At 29.1% G+C, this 22823-nt stretch carries 22 protein-coding genes and 1 pseudogene; 15 read left to right on the top strand and 8 right to left on the bottom strand.

Translation table 11 applies throughout. The annotated features are described in order from the left end of the window. Nucleotides 1-329: 329 nt before the first annotated feature. Nucleotides 330-1823 (bottom strand): MocR-like pyridoxine biosynthesis transcription factor PdxR, encoded by a 1494-nt coding sequence (pdxR, locus tag ACYUEW_RS10995; RefSeq protein ID WP_460276757.1) that lies wholly within the window; start codon nt 1821-1823, stop codon nt 330-332. Nucleotides 1824-2147: 324 nt separating this feature from the next. Here pdxR and ACYUEW_RS10990 point away from each other — a divergent pair, with 324 nt between their 5' ends. The 3 genes from ACYUEW_RS10990 to ACYUEW_RS10980 all read left to right on the top strand — a co-directional run bounded on the left by ACYUEW_RS10990 (nt 2148) and on the right by ACYUEW_RS10980 (nt 6236). Beyond that, nucleotides 2148-3068: a PhzF family phenazine biosynthesis protein gene (locus ACYUEW_RS10990; RefSeq protein WP_460276756.1), complete on the top strand. Its 921-nt coding sequence runs from the start codon at nt 2148-2150 to the stop codon at nt 3066-3068. A 290-nt stretch (nt 3069-3358) separates the two neighbouring features. Further along, nucleotides 3359-4207 carry a PhzF family phenazine biosynthesis protein gene (locus tag ACYUEW_RS10985; protein ID WP_460276755.1) on the top strand — a complete coding sequence of 283 codons (849 nt, stop codon included), beginning with the start codon at nt 3359-3361 and terminating at the stop codon, nt 4205-4207. A gap of 1309 nt (nt 4208-5516) precedes the next feature. Further along, nucleotides 5517-6236, top strand: coding sequence for a M28 family metallopeptidase (locus ACYUEW_RS10980; RefSeq protein WP_242850954.1), 720 nt, complete (start codon nt 5517-5519; stop codon nt 6234-6236). Nucleotides 6237-6745: 509 nt separating this feature from the next. Here ACYUEW_RS10980 and ACYUEW_RS10975 read toward each other — a convergent pair. Further along, nucleotides 6746-7162, bottom strand: a complete 417-nt coding sequence (locus ACYUEW_RS10975; protein WP_033065066.1) for a carboxymuconolactone decarboxylase family protein — start codon at nt 7160-7162, stop codon at nt 6746-6748. 138 nt (nt 7163-7300) lie between these two features. Between ACYUEW_RS10975 and ACYUEW_RS10970 the strand changes: the two genes are divergently transcribed. From ACYUEW_RS10970 to ACYUEW_RS10950, 5 genes and pseudogenes are all read left to right on the top strand, one after another. Next, complete coding sequence (locus ACYUEW_RS10970) at nt 7301-7750, top strand: Lrp/AsnC family transcriptional regulator (RefSeq protein ID WP_003493852.1); 450 nt, start codon at nt 7301-7303, stop codon at nt 7748-7750. 174 nt (nt 7751-7924) lie between these two features. Further along, the gene (locus ACYUEW_RS10965) at nt 7925-8218 is read left to right on the top strand and encodes a hypothetical protein (protein WP_163200821.1); all 294 of its coding nucleotides are present in this window, start codon (nt 7925-7927) and stop codon (nt 8216-8218) included. A gap of 47 nt (nt 8219-8265) precedes the next feature. Then, a complete protein-coding gene (locus ACYUEW_RS10960; RefSeq protein WP_061326547.1) occupies nt 8266-9063 on the top strand; it encodes a MerR family transcriptional regulator in 798 nt (265 codons plus the stop codon). Nucleotides 9064-9159: 96 nt separating this feature from the next. Continuing rightward, nucleotides 9160-11157: an oxidoreductase gene (locus ACYUEW_RS10955; RefSeq protein ID WP_460276754.1), complete on the top strand. Its 1998-nt coding sequence runs from the start codon at nt 9160-9162 to the stop codon at nt 11155-11157. A 417-nt stretch (nt 11158-11574) separates the two neighbouring features. Further along, nucleotides 11575-12015: pseudogene (locus ACYUEW_RS10950) on the top strand (C40 family peptidase); the annotation flags it as partial. Nucleotides 12016-13168: 1153 nt separating this feature from the next. On the opposite strand, the gene ACYUEW_RS10945 reads toward ACYUEW_RS10950, so the two are convergent. Further along, entirely contained in the window at nt 13169-13690 is a 522-nt protein-coding gene (locus ACYUEW_RS10945) for a DUF4825 domain-containing protein (RefSeq protein WP_460276753.1), read from the bottom strand. Between the two features lie 300 nt (nt 13691-13990). Between ACYUEW_RS10945 and ACYUEW_RS10940 the strand changes: the two genes are divergently transcribed. Next, nucleotides 13991-14881, top strand: coding sequence for an AraC family transcriptional regulator (locus tag ACYUEW_RS10940; RefSeq protein ID WP_003485251.1), 891 nt, complete (start codon nt 13991-13993; stop codon nt 14879-14881). A 6-nt stretch (nt 14882-14887) separates the two neighbouring features. After that, nucleotides 14888-15628: a class I SAM-dependent methyltransferase gene (locus ACYUEW_RS10935; RefSeq protein WP_003485253.1), complete on the top strand. Its 741-nt coding sequence runs from the start codon at nt 14888-14890 to the stop codon at nt 15626-15628. Between the two features lie 103 nt (nt 15629-15731). Here the strand turns inward: ACYUEW_RS10935 and ACYUEW_RS10930 are convergent, their stop codons facing one another. From ACYUEW_RS10930 to ACYUEW_RS10915, 4 genes are all read right to left on the bottom strand, one after another. Next, complete coding sequence (locus ACYUEW_RS10930; protein WP_460276752.1) at nt 15732-17138, bottom strand: peptide MFS transporter; 1407 nt, start codon at nt 17136-17138, stop codon at nt 15732-15734. Nucleotides 17139-17211: 73 nt separating this feature from the next. Further along, nucleotides 17212-17307, bottom strand: a complete 96-nt coding sequence (locus ACYUEW_RS10925; RefSeq protein ID WP_460276751.1) for a M24 family metallopeptidase C-terminal domain-containing protein — start codon at nt 17305-17307, stop codon at nt 17212-17214. 26 nt (nt 17308-17333) lie between these two features. After that, nucleotides 17334-17549, bottom strand: coding sequence for a M24 family metallopeptidase (locus ACYUEW_RS10920; RefSeq protein WP_460276784.1), 216 nt, complete (start codon nt 17547-17549; stop codon nt 17334-17336). Nucleotides 17550-17632: 83 nt separating this feature from the next. Then, entirely contained in the window at nt 17633-18109 is a 477-nt protein-coding gene (locus tag ACYUEW_RS10915) for an aminopeptidase P family N-terminal domain-containing protein (RefSeq protein WP_460276750.1), read from the bottom strand. Nucleotides 18110-18421: 312 nt separating this feature from the next. Here ACYUEW_RS10915 and ACYUEW_RS10910 point away from each other — a divergent pair, with 312 nt between their 5' ends. Both ACYUEW_RS10910 and ACYUEW_RS10905 read left to right on the top strand, forming a co-directional pair. After that, entirely contained in the window at nt 18422-19036 is a 615-nt protein-coding gene (locus tag ACYUEW_RS10910) for a sugar O-acetyltransferase (RefSeq protein ID WP_460276749.1), read from the top strand. A gap of 42 nt (nt 19037-19078) precedes the next feature. Next, entirely contained in the window at nt 19079-19573 is a 495-nt protein-coding gene (locus ACYUEW_RS10905; protein ID WP_460276748.1) for a hypothetical protein, read from the top strand. 385 nt (nt 19574-19958) lie between these two features. Here the strand turns inward: ACYUEW_RS10905 and ACYUEW_RS10900 are convergent, their stop codons facing one another. Next, nucleotides 19959-20204, bottom strand: a complete 246-nt coding sequence (locus ACYUEW_RS10900; RefSeq protein WP_003485265.1) for a hypothetical protein — start codon at nt 20202-20204, stop codon at nt 19959-19961. A gap of 283 nt (nt 20205-20487) precedes the next feature. Between ACYUEW_RS10900 and plsY the strand changes: the two genes are divergently transcribed. The 3 genes from plsY (at nt 20488) to ACYUEW_RS10885 (ending at nt 22753) form a co-directional block, all read left to right on the top strand. Further along, nucleotides 20488-21081, top strand: a complete 594-nt coding sequence (gene plsY / locus ACYUEW_RS10895) for a glycerol-3-phosphate 1-O-acyltransferase PlsY (RefSeq protein ID WP_040108473.1) — start codon at nt 20488-20490, stop codon at nt 21079-21081. 183 nt (nt 21082-21264) lie between these two features. Beyond that, a complete protein-coding gene (locus ACYUEW_RS10890; RefSeq protein WP_460276747.1) occupies nt 21265-22011 on the top strand; it encodes a cell envelope integrity TolA family protein in 747 nt (248 codons plus the stop codon). A gap of 337 nt (nt 22012-22348) precedes the next feature. Beyond that, on the top strand, nt 22349-22753 hold the full coding sequence (locus ACYUEW_RS10885; RefSeq protein WP_460276746.1) for a hypothetical protein: 405 nt from the start codon (nt 22349-22351) through the stop codon (nt 22751-22753). The last annotated feature ends 70 nt before the right edge of the window (nt 22754-22823 follow it).

The following is a 22823-nucleotide window of genomic DNA, read 5'->3' as shown; positions in this document are numbered from 1 at the left end:
TACGGTGAATTGTATTACAAATAACGAAGCTTTTATTTAAAACTGTTCATATGGCTGGATTTAAGAAATATAATAGTGTCCTAAGTTGTATCATAACCTAAGTAAATTATAAAAATATATGTTTATATTTATTTTAAGACTATTGTATTAATATGATTCATTCAGATTTAATTGTGAGAAATTTCATTATAAACTTAATAGGGAAGTCTTAGATTTTTTATTGCATGAGATTATACGGAAAATATTAATTTTCACTATAACTTAACAAATGATTGATACAATTTAATAAAAATCATGACTTACAATGATAAAGTAGGTACTGATTTTTATTAAATAATAGGCCTATAGTCAGTAATGTTTTTAGTTGTATATAGAAGCTTTATGAGGTTACAAAGCTCAATTATAGTATCTTCTATGAATTCTTCATCTAAATATGTGAAGCATATTCTAAGATTATTAAATTCTACTTCATTAGGATAACATATGGTTCCAGGTAAAAAAGAAATATTCTTTGTTGTAATAGAGTAAGATAATAGCTTTTCAACATTAAAATTTTTAGGAAGTGTAACCCAAATATTTATTCCACCTTCAGGTATCGCCCACTTCATACCAGAAGGTGCATGGCTCTTCAATAAACTAATTACCTTATCACGTCTTTTTACCAGCTGTTTATTTAAACTTTCAATATAATATGTGATTTTATTGGACTGGATAAAGTTTATAATAGTCTTTTGGATTAGTACAGATGTTCCAAGATCATGATTAGCTTTAGCTGCTATAAGTCGTGAGAGTATAGAACTCTCTGATATAATGACAGCTAGCCGGTAGGAAGGACCTAGGATCTTGCTAAGACTTTTTATATAAACTACATGTCCATCAGTATCCATGGATTTTATTGTTTTAATCTTTTCTCTTTTATATGAAATTTCATTCCAAGGATCATCTTCAACTATAAGAATATCGTTATATCTAGCTATATCTAAAAGCTCTGCTTTCCGTTTTGAACTCATACTATATCCAGTTGGATTGTGAAAATTTGGAATAGTATAGATAAGCTTTGGCGAGTGTTTATCACATAGCTTCATTAAAATATCAGTTCGCATACCTTCGCTGTCAACAGGAACAGTTAAAATTACTGCTCCTCTGCATTTAAATAAATCTATAGCCCCTGGATATGTAGGAGTTTCCATAACTACAATATCTCCAGGTCCAATAAAGGTGCTGGCTATAAGACTTATTCCTTGTTGTGAACCACTAGTTACTAAAATATTTTCCGGTGAAGTAGCTATTTCTTTTGATCTCAAGTATTGAGACATGATATTTCTAAACTCATAATCACCTTGAGCAGGAGGATATTGAGAAAGAAGCTTTATATCATTTTGAATTAAGCCTAAAGAATCCTTTAATATAGTTTTTGTAGGTAACAGTTTGTGATTTAATGAGGCTACGGACAAATTATAGTAATCATTGGAGTAGGATAAATTAGGATTATATCTAAATTGAGACCGAGATAAATAGTCTGGCACAGACATTTGCCACTGAAAACTATCTTTTTCAGTAATATTATTAGATTTCACCGTGCTGTTTCTTTCATTAACATAGGTACCTTTACCTTGGATTGTAGTTACCAAACCATTTTGCTCTAAATTATTATACGCTTTAATTATAGTCATTGGGCTAATACCTAATTCCTTGGCTAGACTTCTGATAGAAGGTAGCTTTTGACCAGCTTTTATAAATCCAGACATAATTCTATCCGAAAAGTAATGAACTAGTTGTTGAGTTATAGTAATTAGACTATTCTTATCAATTTTAATATTCATAAACAAACTCTCCTAAAGTGTTATATACAGTTATAATAATTATTGTTAAATTATATATCTGTATTATATCGTGATTCAAGCTTGAAAGCTATCAAAATCATAATTGCGTTTAAAATTTAACTGTTATACTTTGTGTTTGACTGTTATATACGTAATTGATTTATAATTATGGAGTAAATTATGTTTAAGTATTGGAGGGCTATTTAATGAAAAAATATTTATTAACCTTAGGAAAATTATTTTTTTGAAAAATCCAAAATAAACTTCATTTGCTATAATATCAAAAAGAAATATTAGGAAGCAATGAATGGGAGGAATTCGATTATGAGAAAATTTGAGTATACCTTAGTAGATGTTTTTACAAATCAGGTGTTTGGCGGAAATCAGCTGGCCGTATTCAAAGATGGGGAAAAGCTGTCAAGTGAAGAAATGCAGAGTATTGCGAGAGAGCTTAATTTTTCCGAAACAACCTTTGTTACAGATATTGGGCCAAATCATAAAAAGCTCAGAATATTTACACCAAAAACTGAGCTGCCTATGGCAGGCCACCCAACCATCGGTACGGCTTTTGTTCTTGCTGATGAAGGGGCTGTCGAAACCCGCGAGGGAATAAACAAGCTTATTTTTGAAGAAGGCGTCGGAGAAATAGCTGTTTCTATTCACGTGGAAAGCGGGAGAATCAGGTCGATTGAAATGGAACAGCCTATGCCGGTATTCGGGCAGGTCTTTGGAGATATAAGGACAGCTGCCGAACTACTCTCCCTTGATATCGCCGATATTGACACAACCAGCCCTATCCAGACAGTGTCTACCGGCGTGCCTTTTTTGTATATCCCACTAAAAAGCCTGGATGCGATCAGCAAGATAAAGCTAAGGCTTGATACATGGGAGAAGTTCTTTTCGCCAAGCGAGGATACGAAACATATATTCGCTTTTACTAGGGAAACCCTCTATGCCGGATCAACCATACACAGCAGGATGTTCGCTCCGGCGATGGGCATTGCAGAAGATCCGGCTACAGGCGGGGCAAGCGGTCCGCTGGGAGCATATTTGGTTGAACACGGTCTGGTGGCACACGGGTATGACGGTAAATATATGATTATAAATGAGCAGGGAATTGAAATGGGAAGACCGAGCTTTATTAATATTACTGTTAGCAAAACGTATAATAATTTTTCTGAAATCAAGATCGGTGGAACCTGTGTGAAATTTGGAGCCGGGTTGATCGAGCTACCGACTTTATAGCTCAGGCTTCGCATGTAAAAAATATAAATTCCATTATCGGGTAATACTAGGAGTAGCTAAAGGACTGCTGATGTATAGTAGAAAATTGATATAATATGGTATATAGTGTTTGTTTTTATCAACTAAGAAAGACATTTCTACCTTTCTTAGTTGATGAACAATTTGAAATTTTTGCGTAGTAAATGATAAAGATCTTCTTTGAAAATTAAATGATGCGGTATTTACACTATATGTTATGATTTTAGGTAAAATAAATGTTAATTATATTTTTTATATAAGGAGGAATTAAAATGGAATATTTTCATGTTGATGTTTTTAGCAATGAAATATTATCTGGCAATGGATTAACTGTTGTTTTTTGTAATGAGGAATTAGAGGATAATCTTATGTTGAAATTAACACAAGAGTTTAAGCAATTTGAAACAATTTTTGTGAGAAGAATAGATAATAGTATATTTAATGCAAGAATTTTTACAGTAGATGAAGAATTGGATTTTGCGGGGCATCCTATTTTGGGAGCAGCTGCTACTATTCATAGTCATATTTTTAGAAATGAAGAAGATATAGCAATTGCATTTCAATTAAATCAAAAAACAATTATAGTTAATTCAAAAAAGATAGAGGAGTATTATGAAGTACAAATGAATCAAGGAAAAGCGGAATTCCTCTGTGAAGTTTCAAAAGAGAAGAGAAATAAATATGTACATGCATTGAACTTGTCAGAAGAGAATTTAAGCGAAGAATTTCCTATGGAAGTTGTATCAACAGGATTACCATACTTATTAGTACCATTAACTTCAGGAATAGAGAATGCAAAAATAATTAGTTCTAAATTTGAAGAAATGTTAAAAGAAGTAGGTGCTAAATTTGCTTATATATTTGATGTGAATTATATAGAAGGACGGACCTGGGATAATCAAGGAAACGTTGAGGATGTTGCAACAGGAAGTGCAGCTGGACCATTAGGTGCATATTTATATAAGCATAATATTTTTAATGTAGGTCATGAGATTATAATAAATCAAGGAAGATTTGTCGGCAGACCTAGTAAAATTAAGGTTTCTATGAGCATTTCTGAAAAAGAAATATTAGTGTCTGGAGAGGTAGCTATTTTGGCAAAGGGAACTATTTTACTATAATAATAAACGTAAAAAATCGCATTATTCAAGAAATTGAATTTGCGATTTTTTATTGCGCAATTCAAATATATTGTAAAGTTAACTGAATTTTTCCAGCCAAAATAAATTTTAAAACCTATTTAGAGCGTTGACACATAAGGTTTATGGTAAGTTTTTATTTTATATTTGTAAAAAGCAAAACTACTTGGAAAAATTTCTGTAAAATCTTGTAAAATCAATGGTTGTATGATATCCTTGAAATTAAAGAATGGCTATTTTATTATGGTTGAACATTAACATAGGATGTATTTAAATCTCTACTTTTATATTGCTTTTGTCTAGCTTTTTCCAAGTTGAACATTAACATAGGATGTATTTAAATCCTAATTCATTTTTAAAAGGTACCATACCCCACAAGTTGAACATTAACATAGGATGTATTTAAATTTGTACATAATCTGAAATTAAAGCGAAGTAGCCCTTGAAAATAAAATTGCTAATAAGGTTCTTCAAAAATTGAATAATGCGGTATATCATGTAATTAATGTTAACTGATACAAAATAGTGAAAACACATGACATAAATTATATAAATAATTTTGTTTATTGCACGGTGTATTTTGATATAATATTTAACATAAATAATTTATAGTAGGTACAGTGATGAACCAAGGGCAAGAAAAATTTTTAGGCTTTATTTTAGAAAGAGTAGAAGAGGATAAGATTGAGGAAGTACAAACAGTTATGAAGCAATTTGCAGAAAATTTTAGTCATTAATAAAAACAGATTTGAAAATTATACAAGTTTACTTTTTTATATAAAATGATATTGAAGAGTATTATCTTTGGCAATTAAGAGCAAAGTTCTGTTATATTCTTTTTATTTAATGCAACAACTTAATAATTTACTTGAACACCACATTATTTCATGATGGTAAGATATTATGAATCTATTACTAAGATGAATAACATATTAAAAATTAAATATAAATTCAATGTATGGGGATAATTGTTAAAATAAATTATTAGGAGGGAATTATTATTAAAAATTTAAGAAAATTATGTGCTATTTTTACTATAGTTATAACTCTTACGGCTTGTGGTTCTAATACAACTAGTATAAAATCTACAGAAAGTAATGGTAAGACAGTTACCGATGAACAATCATCCAAATCAACACAGGTTGAAACTCATGTAAAAATTCCAACTACTAAAGAAATCGTAAATACATTATGTTCTGATGAATTTGAAGGTAGATTAATTGGTTCAAAAGGAAATGATAAGGCTGGAGAATATGTTAATAAGATTTTTAAAGATATAGGACTAGCTCCTTTGTTCGGGAACAGTTATTATGAAAAGTATTCTCAGGATATTATAAAAGTTTACGGAGGTGGTGAAGACAGCAAAATGGGAACAATTAATAATGTTGTAGGTGTTATAAAAGGTAAAAACAGTAAAAAAGCAGTGGTAATATCAGCACATTTTGATCATATAGGATATCAAGATGGAAAGATTATTAGAGGAGCATTAGATAATGCTTCTGGTATGTCAGCTTTAATAAAAGTAGCTAATAATTTAAAGGAAAAGTCAAAGGAAAAACCTTTTGATATGGATATAGTTATATGTGCCTTTAATGGAGAAGAAGAGGGATTAGCAGGAAGTCGAGCATTTGTTGATGAGATTATATCTAAATCATTGTATGAGAACTTATATAATATTAATATAGATTCTATAGGTTCTAAAAATGGAGGAAAGCTGGCTTTAAAGAATAAAAGTAAAGTATCTAACAAACTATATGCTTCTGTGAAAACTACTTTAAAAAAGAATAATATTGAATTTGCAGATACAACTATAAGGGGTGCAAGTGACCACATGAGTTTTGAAAATGAAAAAATTCCTAATTTTTTCTTTGTACAGGAAAATATAAAGGAATTGATTCATAAGCCTACAGATACTCCAGACACTTTAGATTATGAACAAATAGATAGGATTGCAAATGCTATAAGTGATTTTGTAGAAACAAATAATGGTATAATGTTTGGAGCAAAGTGATAGCCACTAAGAAAATTGATTGAAACTATATATAATAAAAAAGTTGTATGAGCCAGCAATAAAAATCGAATAGCAGTCCTAAATACCGTATCATTCAAAGATGGATATGCGGTTTTTTTACGTCGTAATACAAAGATAATAAGCAATTTTAAATTATTGTAGAGGAGTGAGTTTAGTGAAAAAAGAAGTAGAATTAATTAAAGAAGTTGTAGAAAATTTATTAAACGCAGAATTATTAGAATAAAATGGTTGGACTGAAGAAGATATAGAAATACTCAATAAATTAAAAGATAAAGATTTTTATATAACATTTAAAGAAGGTTAATTACACAATTCAAAAGTTTATCGTATATCAGATTTTCTTAATATTGATAGGTTTTTTAGTTAATGATTTGATATAGGCAATATTGCTTATAAAATCAGATAAAATAGGAGGTTACTGACATATAATCTCCTATTTTATAGATATTAATATTAATTTTAGATGTTATTAAGTTATTGTTGATAAGTTAAATTGAGCAACTTGGCTGTAAATCAAGTAATGCTCCGAATTTTTGAGAAGCTGTTATAAAGCATATTAAGGCTAAAAGTTCAGAAACTTCATTATCACTAAATTCATTTTTTAGTCTATTAAAATATTCATTATCAATAAGTTGATTTTTAGAAATAATATCTGCGATTTTAGTAGCAATTAAAATTTTTGAATCAGTTATTTCATTAGATGGCTTACCTTTAGACATACAATATTGACATCCGTTATTAAAAGCAAGGGTACGTCTTACTTCTTCTTTTAATTCATGTGTAAATGTATTACTATTAAAAAAGCATTCTTCTAAAGAAGTCCATTTTTCCATTATATATTTATTATGACCTAATAATTGTTGAAATGGTGTGAGTCCTTCTTGTGAAAAAGTTATTCTTGCCATGGTATCTCTCCTCTATAAATATATTTTATTAACAATTAATATTATACAAATTATAATGTTAATATTGTATTGTAATTGATATATAATATAATAATAAATATATCATTTGAAATAATAATTTGAGAGAGGAAGTTACAAATGAAATTAGATGAAATAGACGTATTAATTTTACAAGAGTTACAAAAAGATAGTAGGCTATCTATAAGAGAATTATCTAAACGTATAAATCTTTCACCACCATCTGTTACTGAAAGAGTAAGAAGACTCGAAGATGATGGGGTTATTGAAGGGTATACAATTAAAATAAATAAAAAGAAACTTGGATTGTCTATTGATTGTATAGTCAAGGTAACTATGAAAAATGGACAGTATGAAAAATTCAAGATATTCATTAAGGAGTATAAACGAAGTGAATGGTGTTATAGAATTGCTGGTGATGGATGCTTTTTAGTTAAATTATTAGTTAAATCTTTAAATGATATAGAAGAATTTATAAATGATATATCTTCATATGCAATAACAGAAACTATTATAGCATTTTCGGAGGTAACAATAAATAATAGCATTAATAAATTCTTAGGAGAATAAGAATATGGCATATGAAAAAACGAACAATTTACTCAAACACCACAATTATTAAAAGTCTTAGAAGAATCTAAAGCTTTTATTCAATATGTTGTAAAACACACATCATATATAATCATTTAGATGGATTTCGATATATAATAAATACTAAAAGATACACTTAAAGAGGTGGGAAATATGAGTTTTTTTACTTTAAATATTTTAATAGGAGCAATGGCTTTTATAATAAATAAGATAAACAACATGTCTCAAGATATAGATCCCTTTGAAGCCTTCAATGATATAGAAGAGAATTTGGAAGAGATAGACAATGAAAAGGTAACTAACTTTGTTAATGGATTAATAAATGCTAGTATGTCGAATCCATCAATAGGATACTTCTTTATGTTTTTAGTATATATGACCCCTGTTTTAAATTTATTGTTACTAATTAAAGGAATAGTAAATTATTTTAATAAAGCAGAAGGATAATCTTTTAACAAATACCTAAAGTGACTTTAGGCAGAAAGGAGAGAATTATGAGATATAGTATTACAGATTTAGCAGAAATTCTTGGATGCACCACAAGTGCTATTCACTATTTTGAAAAAGAACATTTGATTAAAGTGGAAAAAGGGAAAAATGGTCATCGCTACTATAATGTTGTAGATGTATTTCGATTGCTTTCTTATACAAAGTATCGTTCTATGGAAATACCTATGAAAACTATTATTGCACAATTTGGTGGGGAAGAAAATAATTATAAATTAATAGAAGAAAGAGAAGCAATGTATCAATTAGAAGCCTTAAAAAGGGCCCAATATTACATGAATTTAGCAGATGCTATTGGGGAACATCTTGTTAGCGTAAGAAGAATTGAAGAACTATTGAATAAATATGAATTTGCAAAGTCACCTGAAGTAACGATTATATGTGATGATGAGTGTGGATGGCTTTCAAAAAAGCGTAGTTCCCAAAGGATAATTCATGAATGGGTAAAAGCAATGCCAACAGTTCAGCTGGGGGTATTTGATTCAAGAATGGGAATGAGTAACTTTGGATATTTGGTAAACACCAAAAAGCTAGAAGAATTAGAGCTTCCATTAGGTTTACACACAAAACAATTAAAAAGCACCTCTTGTATACATACAATTGTAATGGCAGATGAGGATTTTACACAACATCCTCAGAAAGTTTTTAAAAAGGCTTCTGAATTTGCAATAAAAAAAGGTCTTGAAATAGGTGAAATAGCCTGGGGAAAGATATTATTAGTTGAGGTTGAAAAGGGAGCTAAATTGCATCCATATATAGAATTATGGATTTCGATAAAAATATAACAATATCCTCTTGAAAGTAAAGCTACTTTATGCTCTATACTGAAGGTAACAAGAAAATAAAAAAATACAAATGTGAATTCAGAAAGGAGAAAGAAAATGAAGGATAAGTATAAGGTACTTTATGACCCAATTAAAATTGGAAAATTGGAGATTAAAAATAGATATGTTCTTGCTCCAATGGGACCAGGAGGAATGTGTAACGCCGATGGTAGTTTTAATGAAAGAGGAATTGAGTTTTATGTAGAACGTGCAAAAGGCGGAACTGGATTAATTATGACAGGCGTAACAATGGTGGAAAATAGCATTGAAAAATGTGCATTGCCATCCATGCCATGTCCAACAATTAACCCTTTAAACTTTATTACAACAGGTAATGAAATGACAGAAAGAGTCCATGCATATGGAGCAAAAATCTTTTTACAATTATCAGCAGGCTTTGGCCGAGTAAGTATACCATCTATTGTAGGAAAAGTGGCAGTAGCACCTTCTAAAATTCCACATAGATTTTTACCAGGAGTAACCTGTCGTGAGTTAACTACAGAAGAAGTAAAAGAATATGTAAAAGCCTTTGGTGAGTCAGCAGAAATTGCAAAAAAAGCCGGATTTGATGGTGTAGAAATTCACGCAGTACATGAAGGATATTTATTAGATCAATTTGCTATTTCTTTCTTTAACCATCGTACTGATGAATATGGTGGATCATTAGAAAATCGTTTAAGATTTGCCTGTGAAGTTGTACAAGAAATTAAGAAACGTTGTGGACAAGACTTCCCAGTTTCTCTTAGATACAGTATAAAAAGCTTCATTAAAGATTGGTGTAAAGGCGGTTTACCAGGTGAAGAATTTGAAGAAAAAGGAAGAGATATTCCAGAAGGAATTGAAGCTGCAAAAATGCTTGTTGCAGCAGGATATGATGCGTTAAATGGAGACGTTGGATCTTATGATTCATGGTATTGGAGTCATCCACCAATGTATCAAAAGAAGGGATTATACCTTCCATACAATGAGATCCTTAAAAATGCAGTAGATGTACCTATTATTACCGCAGGAAGAATGGAAGATCCTGAACTATCAAGTGATGCAATTTTGTCAGGAAAAACAGATATGATTGCTTTAGGAAGACCACTTCTTGCAGATGCAGAAATTCCAAATAAAATCTTTGAAGATAAATATGATAAAGTTAGACCTTGTTTATCTTGTCAAGAAGGGTGTATGGGAAGATTACAGAATTTTGCAACAGTATCCTGTGCAGTAAACCCTGCCTGTGGACGTGAAAAAGAGTATGGACTAAAAAAAGCAGAACAGATTAAAAAAGTTCTTGTTGTAGGTGGTGGTGTTGCAGGAATGGAAGCCGCAAGAGTTGCAGCTGTTCGTGGACACAAAGTAACATTGATTGAAAAGAATGGTTATCTTGGCGGAAATATTGTACCAGGAGGAGTTCCAGATTTCAAAGATGACGATCGTGCACTTGTTAAGTGGTATGAAGGCATATTGAAAGATTTAGGTGTTGAAATAAAATTAAATGTGGATGCATCAAAGGATAATATCAAAGAATTTGGAGCTGATGAAGTGCTTTTAGCAACAGGTTCTAGTCCAAGAACATTGACTATTGAAGGAGCTGATAAGGTTTATTCAGCAGAAGATGTATTAATGGAAAGAAAAAATGTTGGTGAAAAGGTTATCGTAATTGGTGGAGGACTTGTTGGATGTGAAACAGCTCTTTGGTTAAAACAACAAGGTAAAGAGGTTACAATTGTAGAGATGCAAAATGATATCCTGCAAGTAGGTGGACCTTTATGCCATGCAAACCATGATATGCTTAATGATTTAATTAAATTTAATAAGATTGATGTTAAGACAAGTTCCTATATCACCAAGAAGACAGATAAAGGTTTTGTTTTAAATACAGATGGACAAGAATCAATTATTAATGCTGATAGTGCCGTTGTAGCTATTGGATATTTATCTGAAAAAGACTTATATAGTGAAGTTAGATTTGATATTCCAAATGCAAGGCTGATTGGAGATGCTAATAAAGTTCAAAATATTATGTATGCTATTTGGAGTGCATATGAAGTAGCTAAAAATATTTAAATGAACCTTTTCAAAAAACTAGAGTGGATTTATATCCAATCTAGTTTTTTATTTTTTACTGAAATTCTATAAGTATATGGGTGTTTGTTATGTACTACTTGTATATGCTATTCTTAGAAATAAAGAATAGCTATTTTACTATGGTTGAACATTAACATGAGATGTATTATTAAAAATAGTAGTTGTAGCTTATGCTATAGCTATTATTTTTTATTTTTTGATAAATTCTTTAAACAAAATTGTAATTTATTAATAAAGATTTAAAATAATTATTTAATTTTAATTTAAGGCTGTATGAGAATTTATAAAAAAGTAAAAATATGTAGGATAAAAAAAGAAGGAATTCAATTAATTGTAAGGAATGTTGTAATTATAGGGTATTAAAACAAAATAAAAATATCAATAGGGGGAATAAAGATGAAAAAGAAAACAACTATATTAAGTATCTTTTTAGCTGTTTTTATGGCTTTAGCACTAAATGTAGGCAATGTTAAAGCTGCAGCAAATGGACAAGATATAGTAAACTATGCCAAAAAATTTATAGGAACACCATATGTTTCTGGTGGAACTACTTCATCAGGATTTGATTGTTCAGGATTCGTTCAATATGTATACAGAAGTGCAGCAGGAATAAACTTACCAAGAACAACATATGATCAAATTAATGTAGGTACTGCAGTATCACAAAGTAATCTACAGCCAGGAGATTTAGTTTTCCCACATACCGGTCATGTAGGTATATATGTTGGAAATGGACAAATGATACATTCTCCAAAACCAGGAGATGTAGTCAAAATAGCATCAGTATATAAATTCTATGCAGGAAGAAGAATAATATCTTCATTTGTTAAAAGTGATTTTATAAAACGAATTAATTCTTCTTCATTACCACTTTTAAAAAATTGTGAAATAAAATCAGGCACTAGTTTTTATGATATACCAGATGGAAATAAAAATGGAACAATAAATTATAGTGGCTATAAAGTAAATATATATGGTAAATGTGGAGACTGGTATTTAGTAAATAAAATAAATGATCAATGGATACATAAAGATAGTATAGTATCTATGCCTCAATTACCTATACTAGCAAAAGGAAAATCTATTACTAATAAATTATTGTTTTTAGATAATCCATATATGAATGAAAAATCTACAGGAAGTAGGGGCATGGATGCAGAAGTTGAAATTTATGATGAATATAGTGGATACTATTTAGTTAATATATCAAAAAACATCCAATGGGTAAATAAAAATGATATTAGAATAAGTTATATGCCACAATTACCTTCTGCTTCAAGCAATCCAATAAAACAATGTGTTGCTCCGAAAGGAACAATATGTTACAGCTTCCCAACAGGAAATAAAAATAATAAAAATGGAGTTATCCCAGAAAATAGACAATTAAATGTTTATGGAGAATATAAAGGTTGGTACTTAGTTAATAAAATAAATCCTCAATGGATACAGATAAAATAAAATGAATAATTTTAAAGCAGTTCTTAATCGGGCTGCTTATTTTTAATCATTTAAAGGGGTTTTTTAACATTTATAGAATATTAAATATAACGGGTTCCCAATAGGTTAATTATAGACATCCTTCATAATGCAAAAAAGAACCTTAATAAACAGGGTTCTTTTGTTTGACGTATTTTATCTATATTAAAATACCTATAAAAGCAGTAATTAAGCAGTTTTATCTTATAAATTACTTTTATTTTTTATATATAAATATATACATAGGATGTATTTAAATTTTGCTATAGGTTTTGGTTTATTATAGTATAAATACGTTGAACGATGTACTTAAGCAAGAAATGTAATTATTTGATTTGGAATAAGCATTTATACATGGCAATAATTTTTGAGTTGAATTGTAGGATTTTTATTGACTAAAATATTTTTTAAATTTAGTTTCAGATTATAATTTAGAGTATTATTGAAATTATAGCCCCCATTAAAAGAAGTTAAATGTTTTTCTTTTAATAGGGGCTATATAAATTGTTAGATACTAATTATTTAAAAATTTTTTCAATGAATCATTATCTTTAAATAAGTCTTTTAAGTTAACGTATTTTTGTCCTAAATTTTTTCTATCATATTTATAGGATTCTTCTCCTATATTCTCTACATTAAATTTAATAATTTCAGCGTTTGTTATAAGAGACAATAATACCACCGCATTCTTTTCTAAGAGTTCTTCAACTTTTTTGTCACTCCAAAATTTATTATAATTTTCTTCCCCTAAATTTTTATTTGTTTTATAGTTAACAGTTATTTCATAGGGCTCTTTACTAGTTTGTAGACTAAATCCAGCACTATATTCATTGGCAGGTAAATTTTTTATAATACTTCCTACAGAACTATTATCGCCTATATATGTGCCTTTATATTTTATCAAATCATATGTTTCAGCTTTAGAATTATTTTTTATATTTTCCTTTGATTTTTTTTCAGAATTCATTCCACAACCTACTAAATTTAATGATAGGATTATTATTAAAGGTATTAATATTTTAAGTTTGTTTTTCATATAATGCCTCCTATTTTGCAATGTATTGTATCACAATCATACATTAGATTAAGGTGTAACTATAGTTGGATTATAGCATTAATTGCAATATAATGATATCCATTTTTAGTTGTTATTTTCACATGGGTATTGAACATATTCATTTTTAATAAAATTAATATTATTTTAGAATTAAGCAAAAGAAGAATATTTTATAATCTTTACGGTCAGTTTTAATAATAAAAATAGCAAAATAAGAACAGAAAAACATTTTGTTTTGTTATATTATAATAATAGCTTTATAAAGTAGGTGAGTATTTAATGAATTATAGAAAAGATATAGAAAATTGTATTGATTATATAGAAGAGCATATTAAAGAGCCCCTTACACTTAAAGAAATTACACAAGAAATAGGGTACTCATCATATCATTTCTGCAGAGTTTTTTCTTTTTTAAAGGGTATGCCCTTAATGGAATATGTAAGAAAAAGAAAACTTTCTTTATCTACTATAGATTTATTAGAAGGTAAAAAAATAATAGATGTTGCTTTAAAATGGGGATTTGAAACACCAAGTAGTTTTGCAAGAGCCTTTAGAAAAGAGTTTGGATGTAGTCCAAGTCAATATATAAAAAAAATGAAATCCTATTACAAAAGTGAAAATAATTTAATCCTAGGTAAGTTTATGAATGATCCATATATAGTTAAAAAGCATGGATTTAAAGTTGCTGGATATGGTATTAAAACTAATGTGGCAGATAGTAAATACACAAAGGATGTAGCCTCCTTTTGGAGCAATTATAATGGAGAAAATCTAGAAAGTAAACTATACAAAATTCTATCACCCTTAAAACATGGGGAAGTTGGATTATGCATACCTTGTTCTGATAGTGGGGATATAACCTATTTATTAGGGGTTATTGTTGAGGATTTTTCCAAGGTAACTTCTGATATGATAACTGTTGAAGTACCAAAAGCCCAGTATGGAGTATTTACTACAAATCCTGTTAATACAGTAGATAGCAAAGATCAAAGAGAATTTGCAAAGATTATTAAAGAATCATGGAAGTATATATTTGATGAATGGTTTAAAAATAATGATTACGAATACGATGAAGAAAAATTGGATTTTGAATTTTATGATGAAAGATGTCATTTAAGACCAGACACAGTTATGGATATTTATGTGCCAATAAAAAAGTTGGAAAGGTGATATTAAATGATTAATTATTATGGAAGTTTATGTACAGTAATGTATGAGTTACTACATCCTCATGCACCAGAAGATGAGCTGCAATTTTATTTACAATATGCAAAAAAGGAGATGAAAATACTAGAACCACTTTGTGGAAGTGGTAGATTTCTAGTACCTTTTTTAGAAAGAGGCTTTAATATTACTGGGTTTGATATGTCAGAAGAAATGCTAAAAGAACTTTATAAAAAAGCTCCCAAGGCAAAGGTTTTTCAAAGTTCTATTGAAGAATTTTCTCCAAAGGAAAAATATGATTATATTTTTATTACATCTGGTTCATTTTCATTATTTCTTGATAGGGATATTGCCTTTAATGTGCTGGTAAAAATGAGGGAAGCACTAGCACCAAAAGGCAAGTTTGTTTTTGCTGCTGAGACAACCGCTAATATAATTTCTGATAGGGAAGAGTACCTTGAAAATAGTCACGTAAAGACCAAAGAAGGTTATGATATAATCTTTAAAAGTAAAAGTTTTTATAATAAACGCAAAAAAATATTATCCACACCAAGTTTATATGAGTTATATGATGGTGATAAATTACTACGTAAAGAAGAAATGGATTTTCGTATAAAATTATATGATTTTGGAGAATTAGACAAGTTAATATTAAAGGCAGGATTTAAAGGGAGCCATGTATTCAGTGATTTGAATAGAAGAGAATCTATAGATAAAAATACTGAAACCTTTTTATATGAATGTTATATTTAACAATAAAATATTTTTCTAACCAATTTTAACTTTAAAACCTATCTTAAGCATTGAAATATAAGGCTTAAGATAGGCTTTTGTTTTGTAATACTGTTTTATGTTATTATTTATCTAATTCATCTAGAGACATTAGTTTTAATAATCCATTTCGTAATAAAATTAGAATTACACCAAATACTATTACAATTCCAGATATTAAGCCAAATATTTGGGTGTATCCTAGAGTATCTGTAAATCCTGCAAGTTTTCCAGAAATTATACTTGAAAAGAAGAAGCTTAAGTACCATGCACCCATTGCTAGGGAGCCGTATTTTGCAGGAGCTAATTTATTGAACATTGCCATTCCTATTGGAGATAGGCAAAGCTCTCCTACTGTTAATAAAAAGTAAGCTACAATGATGAAAAGTATGTTCATTTGTTTACTTCCGTCTAAAACACCACCTAATGTTGATATACCTAGTATTAAGGTTAAGAAGGCAATACCTGTTAAAATCATTCCAAGTCCCATTTTAGTAGGAACTGATAAGTCGCCCTTTTTACTATTTCCAAGTTTTAACCATATATTCGCAATTATTGGTGACAATACTACGCAAAAGATTGCATTAATAGAAGTAAGCCAAGGTACAGGCATTGTAAATCCACCGATGGTTCTGTTTACAAGTTTATTTGCAAGTAAAGAGAAGGATGTAGCAGTTTGATCCCATGCTGACCAAAATATAATGACAAACACAAACATCACAATCATTGCTTTAATACGATTTTTTTCTAATTGTGTCAAAGGTTGTGCTTTAGCTTTCTCTGTTGATTTTGTGCTTACGGATTCTGTGGAAGTTTTTTTATCTTTGGAAACTGGGTATTTTCCTACCTCACCTAGCCATTTAGGACATACAATCCAAATAAAGATACCTATAAATATCATTATCAAAGTACACATAAGAAAAATGTATTTATAACCATAGGCTGCGATTTCACCATCAGCGGCTACTTTAGCGAACCATTTATCAGAAATTAAACCAGCAATTATAGGTCCAAAAAAAGCACCGATATTTATAAACATATAAAATATGCTATAGGCAGCATCTTTTTTAGACAATTCATTTTTGCTATAAAGTTCACCTACAAGGCTACTAATTTGTGCCTTGAAAAATGCACCAGCAACAATTAGGATAATAAGTCCCAACCAGACGCTACCAATATTTGGTTTGGCAAAAAATAGCGCCAAATAGCCACAAGCAGTTAGAAAACAACCTAATATTAGTGATTTCTGGATTCCAAGCCATTTATCAGTTATATATCCACCAACTAGGGAACCCATATAGTTTATACCTTGATATAAACCTATGATAGCAGCGGCTTTTGGTACACTTAGACCAAGTCCATTTTTGCTTACATCAGCTGTTAAAAATAGTATTAATATTGAAACTACTGCATAAGCTGCATAACTTTGTAAAGCGATAGAGATATTTACTAGCCATAATCCAATAGGGTGTTTTTGTTTTTTTTCAGACATTGTGAAATACCTTCCTTCTATTATTTATAATTATTAAATTTTTACAATTATTAAGTTTCTCTAGTATGTTCTTTTAACCATTTTTTTCTTCATCATTAAGATATGGTGAAATTTTTTCATATACAGATTTATGGTATTCATTTAACCATGTTTTTTCTTCTATAGTCATAAGGTCAGAAATTATTGCGTCTAGATCTATAGGCCATAACTAATTGGTTCAAAGTATATGAATTGGCCGTATTCATTATGTTCGCCCTTGCATACAAGAATTTCATTTTCAATACGTATTCCATGTGAATCTGCTATATAAATTCCTGGTTCATCAGTAATAACTATACCTTCTTCAAAGCAATGAGTTTCCTTTGGACGGTATTGCCACCTAAATCCAGTTGGTGCTTCATGAATGTTCATCAAATATCCAACACCGTGGTTAGTATCATGATTAAAGTTTAAGTTTCTATTCTAGAATGGAGTACATGCAAGGATGTCCAAATTCATACCGTTACAATCATAAAGGAATTTTCCATGAGCAAGATGCATGTTACTATGGTAGCATGTTCACCAAATGAAGAAATAGGTTCAAAACTTGGCCAAATAAATCCACCTTGCTTTGCAGGGAACGCATCTAGTTTATTAGAAGTACTTATTTCTGTAATAACTTCTTTGTCTATATTATATTTAAGCCAGTACATAAATTTAGTATGAGCTACACCATCTTTTATTTGAGCTTTTTTAATATTTTCAATCTCAATTGGATCTTTTATAGCTTTAAATAAAACAGAGGGGTTTCGTTTTTCTACTTTTTTTATATCTTTTGGTATATTGTTGTATAACGCATAATTCATTCTATTTGGGTGGACTAAAACTACATCGGAGTTAGTCAATTTTTTAACTTCTTTGTATATTTTATTATATGGGTGTATAAATAATGCCCCATTTTCCTTAAGATTTGATTTAATTTCATCACTCAATTTATTTTCATTAATGAATAGATGCACCTAATCCATTGTAATAATAATAAAATTAGTAGGAAAAATTCAATATGGTTTCCACAAATGTTAAGAGCCCATGCAATATCATCTTCTGAATTAAAATATTTAGCTACAAAGGTTGTTAGAGTTTTCAGAAATATTTTTAACAACATGAATTATTATGTTAGTTATATCTGCTTCAATGGCACTTGAATGAGTTCTAGTATCCCTTTCAAAATGCTATAATGTAAGTTAAAAGATAAAGTGAAATTTATTTTCAATATTAATATAACGTGGAAGGTGGAGACAATTATGAATCATAAAGATAGAATGTTAGCAGGGCTTCCATATAAAGCGTGCTTAGATGGATTACCAGAAGAACGAATGGAAAATAAAAAGAAAATCTATGAGTATAACCATTGCTTACCAGATGAATATGAAAAAATCCATAAATTAATAAGAGATATTCTTGGAAAAGCAGGTGCAGATGTACATATAGAGGCACCCTTTTATTGTGATTATGGAAAGAATATTCAGGTTGGAGATAACTTTTTTGCAAATTACAACTGTACAATTCTAGATGTGGGAAAAGTAATTATAGGTAATAATGTACAATTTGCTCCAAATGTTTCTTTGTACACAGCAGGTCATCCCATACATCCTGATTCACGAAATTCTGGATATGAATATGGAATGGGTATAACAATAGGAGATAATGTGTGGTTGGGAGGAAATGTTGTTGTAAATCCTGGAGTTCATATTGGGAATAACGTTGTTATTGGTTCGGGAAGTGTTGTTACAAAAGACATTCCAGACAATGTGATAGCAATAGGAAATCCATGTAAAGTTATTCGTGAAATTACAGAAGAAGATAGTAAGTATTATTATAAAAATTATGAATTTGATGTTGATGATTATAAGGAATAGTTTATTTACAAATTAAAATTATTTATGCAATGGGGTGAGAAAATGATTTTAGCCATTGAATGTTTTATTGCATGTGTACTATTTACGCTTATGATTTTACCATCACTATATAAGGAACCAATCAAACATATTATGTCATATCCTACAGAGATTAGAAAAAGGGTGGAAAGTCTACCACAATATAAAGATGTTATACAGAAAAAAGAAAAAAAGCATTTAACAGTAAAGATAATTGCAGTTTTTATGATTGCTATTATTTTGGCTGTAGTAGCCTACTTTTCAGGAGCTAAAAATTTTTCAAAAGCCTACATTCACGTATTTACTTTGTTTTTTGTAGTAAATATTTATGATATGATTGTTTTAGATATATGTATTTTTTGTCACAGTAAAAAAACTAGAATACCTGGTACAGAGGATATGGATAAAGAATATAGGAGTCCATGGCATCATATAGAAGGGGCTGGTATTGGAACTATAATAGGTGCTGTAGTAGCATTATTATCTGGAGGAATGGTTCATTTCATATCAATAATATAGTATTCAAGCAGGGAACCCAAATCTCAGATTTGGTGTGAGTCGCTTACTACTTCGAGAATGGGAGAAGTAGTTTCATTAATGAGTATAGTATATAGCTTATATATAATTGAATTTTTCCAGCCATAATAAATTTTAAAACCTATTTTAAGCATTGATAAATAAGGCTTAAGGTAGGTTTTTATCATATGTTTATGAAAAAACAAAATCACTTGGAAAACTTTCTATAAAATCTTGTAAAATCAATGGTTGTATGATATTCTTAAAAATAAGAAATGGCCATTTTACTATGGTTGAACATTAACATGAGATGTATTTAAGCAGGGAACCCAAATCTACGATTTGTTGTGAGTCGCTTACTCATTCGAGGCAACGAGAAGGAGTTTCATTAGTTAAAACTTATTTTTTCAAATGTACCCTTTTCTATGTGTAATTCAATATCAATATCTGCTTTTTTATAACCTACTAATTTTATACGATTATTACCTTTTTTTATTGGTAAAGTTAATGATGTTGTTCCTTTCATAGTGGCTTTATCTGTATTTTCTACAAGATTAACAACCGTATTGTCAGGAGATATTAAAACGATTTTTGCCTTTCCACTTTTTACTGATAAGATATATGGAACTTTCAAATCAAAATCAGATCTGTTACTTTTACTTATAACTGCATCATTTATATTTGGCTAATATAAAATTTATCGTAGTTTTACTTATTACCATAGTTTTGTTTCTTTGTCAAAAAGCAATGAATCATAAATTAAATTAATAAATCTAGAAGATTTAACGATGTTAAACTTCCTATGCCTTCTGTAAAATGATGAAAATGTATAGATGTTGTGGTATAATTTCTACATTAATCAAAAAATAATTGTAGAATATGATGCTGCAAAATATAATAAACTTAGGGTGAAGTAAATGATTATTATAATAACTAGCGTAATCTCTTTTTTGTTAGGTTCAATACCAACAGGATATTTTATTACTAAGAAAACATGTGGAATTGATATAAGAACAAAAGGTAGTGGGAATATAGGTTCAACAAATGTAAAAAGAATTGTAGGTACTAAAATATCTATCATTACTCAAACAATAGATGTTTTAAAAGGTATCATTCCTGTAGTATTAGGAATATATTTATCAAAGATTATTAAATTACCTGTTTCAATTGATACTTATCTGTCTATTATTGCAATAGCAGCAATTTTAGGACATGATTATACACCTTTTCTTAAGTTTAAGGGAGGAAAGGGTGTAAATACAACACTTGGCGTATTTATTTTTATTGCACCTATTCCAACGTTAACAGGGCTTGCAGTTTATTTTATATTGGGTTTATTTACAAGTATAGTATCTATTAGATCTATTGCAATAGGCATAACAATACCTATTATGTGTATAGTCACAAAACTACCTATTCAAATAATAATTTCTACTACAATAGCCGGTATTTTAATGGTATTTAGGCATAAAGATAATTTAGTAAGGATTATGCGAAAAGAAGAAAAATAACTTTAAATTTTAAAAACCTGTCTATTTTTAGGACAGGTTTTTAGTATTTAAAGGGGATAGATAAAATAGTTTTTGAAGTTATGTAAATATTGTATATTATTTTATATTTTTGAAGGATTATCCATAACTCTGTAGAAGAATATTTGTGTAGGAAATATATTATAAAAATATGGAGGGAGTATTGTGGATAAATTTCGTAATATGAAAAAATCACATATAGCCTTATTAGTGGTAATGTATATGGTATTAATGGGAAGTTTCCCTAGATTTACGGGATGGGCAACTATTTTTTTAGCCATTGCAGTGGGAGGTTATTTTTTAAAGAACAAAAAAGACTTAAAAGAACTAACTAGGAAGAAGAAAAACTTTATATTTGCAGGTATAATAATTTTAGCTATTATAGGAAGCTTTAATGTAGCTGTAGGAAATAATATTCAAAATGAAAAATTGTTAGCGGAAAAATCCAAACAAGAGCAGCAAATTAAGAAAGAACAAGAAGAAAAGAAATTAGCTGAAGAACAAAAAAGGATACAAGAAGAAGAAGCTAAGAAAAAAGCTGAAGAAGAAAAAAGAAAACAAGAGGAAGAAGCTAAAAAAAAGACTGAAGAGGAAGCTAAGAAAAAAGCTTTAGAAGAACAAAAAAAGCAAGAAGAATTAAAAAGAAAACAAGAAGAAGAAAATAAAGTAAAAGCTGAGAATGAACAAGCTCAGGCAGCATTTGCACAGTCAACAGGCAAAGGTAATTCAAATAGTCAGTCTAATGAAAGCCAAAATGCAGATGATAATCAAAATTATACAGTATATAAAACCAGAACTGGATCTAAATATCATAGTTCAGGGTGTAGATATTTAAAGAAAAGCTGTTATGAAACAACAGTATCACAAGCACGAAATGAAGGCTTAACTCCATGTAGTGTGTGTAACCCATAGTATATAATAATATATTAAAGATCAGTACTAATTGTATTTTCTAGGATATTGATAAGTGTATTTTATCAATATCCTTTTAAATTTATGTAATAAGTATTTACGCAAATTAATAAGATTTTATTTAAAGTAGAATTTCTTAGTAAATATGTAATTATTCTTTACGATGAATTATTTGATATAAATAAATTTCTATAATACACCACAAAACCTATAATAATATGGTAAAATAAAGATATATTTCAAATAACAAATGCATTTTGTTGCGCATGAATAATACTTACATAAAAAGGGTAATTAATAATAGTTATGTTATTATAAGATATATGGAGGTTTTGGTATGAATATATTAATATCCACTTGCAATATAGGTATTCCTGTACTAATGATTTTTATAGGAATTTTATATAAATGTAATTTATATAAAAAGATAGACAGAACATTAGATTTAATTGTACCTATAGCAACGTTTTTTACTGGTTTTTCAGAGAGAGATAGAGAACATTTGTATAAGAATACAAATAAATTAGCTTCGGTTAATAGAAAATGTAGTTTAATATGGAGTATTTCAGGAGTATGTACACTACTGCTTACTATAATATCGCTAATATTAAATAAATCTGATATTCATAATACAAGCGTTATTTTACTAGAACCTGAATTATTAATATTAGTTATTGTATTTATTACTGTAGAATATATCTTAAAAAGAAATTTTAATAAAAAAATTAGTAAACAATATTAAACTATTGTCATAAAAAAGGATACTAATGTAGGTATCCTTTTTTTATTTGCTTGATAACTTACCTAATAAA

Source organism: Clostridium sp. CTA-1, from assembly GCF_054768215.1.
The sequence above is the reverse complement of the archived record's forward strand: the minus strand, read 5'-3'. Positions and strand labels throughout refer to the sequence as shown.

Bases quoted from the DNA above. Each gene is read 5' to 3' on its own strand.
- pdxR (WP_460276757.1), bottom strand. From the start codon at position 1,823: ATGAATATTAAAATTGATAAGAATAGTCTAATTACTATAACTCAACAA.
- ACYUEW_RS10990 (WP_460276756.1), top strand. From the start codon at position 2,148: ATGAGAAAATTTGAGTATACCTTAGTAGATGTTTTTACAAATCAGGTG.
- ACYUEW_RS10985 (WP_460276755.1), top strand. From the start codon at position 3,359: ATGGAATATTTTCATGTTGATGTTTTTAGCAATGAAATATTATCTGGC.
- ACYUEW_RS10975 (WP_033065066.1), bottom strand. From the start codon at position 7,162: ATGGCAAGAATAACTTTTTCACAAGAAGGACTCACACCATTTCAACAA.
- ACYUEW_RS10970 (WP_003493852.1), top strand. From the start codon at position 7,301: ATGAAATTAGATGAAATAGACGTATTAATTTTACAAGAGTTACAAAAA.
- ACYUEW_RS10965 (WP_163200821.1), top strand. From the start codon at position 7,925: ATGAGTTTTTTTACTTTAAATATTTTAATAGGAGCAATGGCTTTTATA.
- ACYUEW_RS10960 (WP_061326547.1), top strand. From the start codon at position 8,266: ATGAGATATAGTATTACAGATTTAGCAGAAATTCTTGGATGCACCACA.
- ACYUEW_RS10955 (WP_460276754.1), top strand. From the start codon at position 9,160: ATGAAGGATAAGTATAAGGTACTTTATGACCCAATTAAAATTGGAAAA.
- ACYUEW_RS10945 (WP_460276753.1), bottom strand. From the start codon at position 13,690: ATGAAAAACAAACTTAAAATATTAATACCTTTAATAATAATCCTATCA.
- ACYUEW_RS10940 (WP_003485251.1), top strand. From the start codon at position 13,991: ATGAATTATAGAAAAGATATAGAAAATTGTATTGATTATATAGAAGAG.
- ACYUEW_RS10935 (WP_003485253.1), top strand. From the start codon at position 14,888: ATGATTAATTATTATGGAAGTTTATGTACAGTAATGTATGAGTTACTA.
- ACYUEW_RS10930 (WP_460276752.1), bottom strand. From the start codon at position 17,138: ATGTCTGAAAAAAAACAAAAACACCCTATTGGATTATGGCTAGTAAAT.
- ACYUEW_RS10925 (WP_460276751.1), bottom strand. From the start codon at position 17,307: ATGACTATAGAAGAAAAAACATGGTTAAATGAATACCATAAATCTGTA.
- ACYUEW_RS10920 (WP_460276784.1), bottom strand. From the start codon at position 17,549: ATGAACATTCATGAAGCACCAACTGGATTTAGGTGGCAATACCGTCCA.
- ACYUEW_RS10910 (WP_460276749.1), top strand. From the start codon at position 18,422: ATGAATCATAAAGATAGAATGTTAGCAGGGCTTCCATATAAAGCGTGC.
- ACYUEW_RS10905 (WP_460276748.1), top strand. From the start codon at position 19,079: ATGATTTTAGCCATTGAATGTTTTATTGCATGTGTACTATTTACGCTT.
- plsY (WP_040108473.1), top strand. From the start codon at position 20,488: ATGATTATTATAATAACTAGCGTAATCTCTTTTTTGTTAGGTTCAATA.
- ACYUEW_RS10885 (WP_460276746.1), top strand. From the start codon at position 22,349: ATGAATATATTAATATCCACTTGCAATATAGGTATTCCTGTACTAATG.